We start from the raw sequence: 4,232 nt of genomic DNA, 5'->3' as shown, positions 1-4,232 counted from the left end.
CAAGCCGAACATACCAAAAACGAGGATTTCAGGAATTCGGCTTGCTCTGACCATTGTACCTGCCGAACCGCCAGCACTTCCGACCAAAAATATTCCTTTAGGCATAATTTAGATACGCAGGAAAACCGCCAGCACTCACACCCAAAAACGGGTCACTTCCAAAACTCCCACCACTTTTTACGAGCTGCAGCTGCAATCTGTTTTTTGGTATTTTGTAATTCTCGAATGGCTGCCATTAAATTTTTATCACGCTGATCCATTCGCTCCAGAAGTTTTTTATTAAACTCTTCCTGGCTCTTCATGAATTGCAAAAATGGGTTTTCTTCCTCCTGTTGTAGCGAAGTAGCGATATTCGCTATATTCAAACGAGAGCGAAATAAACTCGCTACGTGCTGGATGGACTCATCAAGAGATTTACCCATCTCTTTCAAATGGCATATATACTTCAAAAAGTGAACATCATCCTCGCTATATTGTCGCCAATTCTTCTCGTCTTTTTTAAAGGAATATCCTTGCTCTTCAAGCATTTGAGAGTATTTTCTAACGGTGACTGGCTCTATCGAAAGTCGCTTTGCAACATCTTTGCTCAAGTAATACAAATCGTTTCTCATATCGAATCACCTCTCCAAAAAGATTCGCTATGGATGACGAAATAGCCTTTTCCTAAAAACAAAAAATAGACCCCCTCGAGCCATAAAAGACAATATCGAGAAAGGGTCTATTTTTCGGTTAGGTCTATCCTATTTCCTAGAGCCAACCCTCACAGGTCGGTGAAAATATTTTATCACTGATTGAAGTTCGTCACAAAGTTCAAAAAGAGCACAGTGCCCATTTATGCACCTTAAAAAAATTAGGTGCTAATGGGGTCATTTTCATGACTAAATAATGCTGACGCATTGAACCCACAGGGGCAAAAAAACGCAGAGGAATTTTCCTCTGCTTTATCCAAACACGCTTGACGAAAATTCTCCTGAAGGGGAATTTTCGCACGTCACTCGACAGAGTGTATAAGTGCGCCATTTTTTATTTTGTTCAAAATAAAAAAGCTACGGATCTCCATAGCTTTTTCTTACAAGCCCCCATCTTTTTAATCGCATAAGAGGTTCGCGATAAACTAGACCAGTCACTAATTTTTTAGTCGCATGGGAGTGACGTGCGACAAACTTAATTAAAATTATTTTACGACCTTTTTCTAAAAAACAAAACCTAAGGACCTTTTTTGTAAGAGCATAAGGGAATCCGATATCACTTCCATTCGGAAGGTGCTAAATAGGCTGTGCCTATTGGATTCTTGTTCTTGGTTGAGTGCTATCACTTTTTCTTAATTGTGTGTAACAAATGTGTAGCCATAACATGGTTTTGTGTAGCATTTGTGCAGGACTTAATCACTAAAATGTGTAGCTAGTGTGTAAGATTTTAAGCTGCCATTTAACAAAAAGTAAAATGAATTTGTTAGTTACTTATATCTCCTTCTTCTAGTTTTTTGTTTAGAAGTAGATAATCACTTTTGTTAAATGTTATTGCTACCCTGTCTAATCTATCTCCGTCAGGATATAAATATAGCTGTTGATTGAATTTGATACCTAAAGGTATAACTGTTTGATGAATAAGATTTAAAATCTTAAAACATTCTAGGTCTACTCCATCTTTCAAATGGTTTTTCAGATTAATAACTACCAACTCTTCAATAGTCTCAAATTTAAGTTTTCGAGAAATATTGTTAGCTTTACAAAGTCTTTTTAAGAGATTTCGATAATAGTCATTTTGCTTCAAATAAAACACCTCATATTTTTATTTTATGCTATCATATAAAATATCCAAAATATTGTAAAAATAGGGGGATTTATGAAAAAGGTTATCTTATCAACACTACTCATGTTTTTTTCTTTAGCCTTAGTTACTCCAACATTCGCAAATGAAAATAAAAATCCAGATCAAGTATTAGAAGATTTAACTCAAGAAGGTGAAATCATCTATCAGGACGAAGAAATTACAGTTACAAGCTTCGGGAATGACCCAGAAATTGCTGAAGCTATTTCTAATCATCCTAATAGTGTTAGAAGTTTTGAGCCAAACCTTAATAACAAAGACGTTATTATGCCAATGGGGGCTATCGGTTCTGGAGGATGGTCAGATATTACAGCAGGTGATTCTGGAAGAGTTGTATATTGGTCTGTTAAACCTACTACACTATGGCCATATCATTTTGAAGGATATGTAAAATTGAGATATCATTCTGGTTTTAAAAGAGATGCTCCAATAAGTGGTATGGGTGCTTTAGGTTCAACTCTTAGTGGTACCGTAACAATGAATAAAAATAATGGTGGAGTTGCATACCTTTCAGGTACAGCATATTCATTAACTTTTGATAAATATAAAGTCTTACCAGGAGTCCATGTTTCATTTAGACCAAATTAATCCATAAATATAAAGAGAGCCGGACATAATCGGCTCTTTATATATTTTCACAGGTTGATAAGTCGTCAATATCAATCTCTTTGAATTACGTAATTTTTTAATCCAATATGCCATTTTGCTATAACATCAAAAGTACCATTCGCGATTTCATCATCTTGTGAAATATTGACGAGATCTCCGTCCTCTGCGTCTCCCAAATTTAATTCCTTATGAATCTCCTTCAGCAGACCACCGTACCCTATTAATCTTTTATAAGAAAGAGCATTGTCCAACGCCAAAACAGTTTCCACATTTTCGTCCGTTACCTTATTTCCTTTAATGACATCCGTATCCTTTACTGGATACTTTGATACTTCTAAAATAGCATTTTGTTCTTTCATAGCTTTTTTAAATTTTTTTTCATATGTTTCTAGTTCATTTAAATTTTCTTTTGGTTTTACTTTTTGGATATGAACAATCGGCTTGTAATCTAATTTCATAGCTTTTTGCCAAAGACTTGTCCATTCTAACTGCTTTATGTAATTCTTTCCAAAATAACTAGGAGGAACACAGAGCAACACATGAAAATGAGGATGATACGTTCCGAACGATTCACTTTGAGGGTCACGATTCTTTGTGACCTCTAAAGCTCGAAAATAGCCCCTTACAGACGTTTTAAAAGCTTTGTACTTAGTAAACCTATTAAAACCATTAAACATGTCTGAAATCGTCTCAGAAAGGCTCTCAGCGTCTGTATTTTTAACAGTAAGAGTTAAGAATAGCCAACGGACATTTTCACGCTCATTCGCCGTCTCGACGATTCGCTTATTGTGATAAGCAATTTTCAACGACCTTCGCCAGTTACACATAGGACATAACCTCACTTTACAAAACCATGCTTGATATAGCTTCAACGCTTCTCCTGTATGCTTGAAAACTAATTGCGTGGCACAATCTTTCATCCGTTCAGCTTTGCTAAGTAATCCTGCAACCTCGAAGTGATCTGCTGTTAAAAGCGAACGTTTCTTTTTGCCTTTCCAATCTCTCTCTTTGCCCGATTTCGTTTTGTCTACCAAAATTTCGGTAGTTGATTTCTCGGACATTTCAATGTTATTATTTTGGTACATGATAATAGAAAACCGCCTTCCTAGAAGGCATAGAAAGCCCCCTGTAATATTTGGTTTAAGATTCGACACCTTAACCTTATCACAGGGGTTTTTTACTGTCTACCACCAAAAAACAGCTTCACGCTAGTTATATCAAGGCTTCAAGCCTGTTTTTCAAAATCTCATTGTTTCTAATGTATGAACAGAAGTAGAAACTCGTTTTCAACGAGTTTAAAAACCTTTAAAAAAGCCCCTAAAATCAGGGCTTTTTTTACTTATAAACAAACTCCCAATCTAAATCTAAACCACGCATATATTTCAAAAAGGTTTTAATCGTTGGCACTCTATTTTGACTTTCAATTTTTGAAATCATACTTGTTGTTAAACCACTTCTTTTCGCCAGTTCAGTTTGAGTTATCCCTTTCCTCACACGAACATCAATTGCAGTAGCAATCATTTCAGCGTAAGCATGGTCCAATTCATCTTCACTGGAACCAAGTTCATAGATTTTTTTCCACGTTGTCTTCTCTCTCCTTGCCGTCACCACTAGTACATCCTATCTCAATTATGGCTTTTCTCCAAGCAAGGGCCGGGTAGTATTTTTTTGAGAAAGACCACTCAAAAAAATCTCCACCCTTTCCCCCTTGCTTTCCGAAATTCGGCAGGTGTTGGAATGTCGCCAAGCCGAACATACCAAAAACGAGGATTTCAGGAATTCGGCTTGCTCTG

Annotated in this window: 6 protein-coding genes; 1 reads left to right on the top strand and 5 read right to left on the bottom strand. The window is 36.4% G+C overall.

Annotated elements, in window-relative coordinates:
* Positions 1–152 precede the first annotated feature (152 nt).
* Both DIS06_RS19845 and DIS06_RS19840 read right to left on the bottom strand, forming a co-directional pair.
* Entirely contained in the window at positions 153–611 is a 459-nt protein-coding gene (locus DIS06_RS19845; protein WP_110114969.1) for a DUF3967 domain-containing protein, read from the bottom strand.
* 841 nt (positions 612–1,452) lie between these two features.
* The gene (locus DIS06_RS19840) at positions 1,453–1,773 is read right to left on the bottom strand and encodes a hypothetical protein (RefSeq protein ID WP_110114968.1); all 321 of its coding nucleotides are present in this window, start codon (positions 1,771–1,773) and stop codon (positions 1,453–1,455) included.
* Between the two features lie 72 nt (positions 1,774–1,845).
* On the opposite strand from DIS06_RS19840, the gene DIS06_RS19835 reads away from it, so the two are divergent.
* Positions 1,846–2,418: a hypothetical protein gene (locus DIS06_RS19835; protein ID WP_110114967.1), complete on the top strand. Its 573-nt coding sequence runs from the start codon at positions 1,846–1,848 to the stop codon at positions 2,416–2,418.
* A 71-nt stretch (positions 2,419–2,489) separates the two neighbouring features.
* On the opposite strand, the gene DIS06_RS19830 is transcribed toward DIS06_RS19835, so the two are convergent.
* From DIS06_RS19830 to DIS06_RS20455, 3 genes are all read right to left on the bottom strand, one after another.
* Positions 2,490–3,524, bottom strand: coding sequence for a protein rep (locus DIS06_RS19830; protein ID WP_110114966.1), 1,035 nt, complete (start codon positions 3,522–3,524; stop codon positions 2,490–2,492).
* 250 nt (positions 3,525–3,774) lie between these two features.
* Positions 3,775–4,047 (bottom strand): helix-turn-helix domain-containing protein, encoded by a 273-nt coding sequence (locus DIS06_RS19825; RefSeq protein WP_204166841.1) that lies wholly within the window; start codon positions 4,045–4,047, stop codon positions 3,775–3,777.
* Positions 4,004–4,232, bottom strand: a 229-nt coding sequence (locus DIS06_RS20455) for a hypothetical protein (RefSeq protein WP_110114965.1), incomplete at its 5' end; no start/stop codon positions are given. The genes DIS06_RS20455 and DIS06_RS19825, both read right to left, overlap by 44 nt.

It is taken from the genome of Bacillus sp. CGMCC 1.16541, assembly GCF_003184905.1.
Lineage (GTDB): Bacteria > Bacillota > Bacilli > Bacillales > Bacillaceae_H > Priestia.
This window is presented reverse-complemented; position numbering and strand designations above follow the sequence as displayed.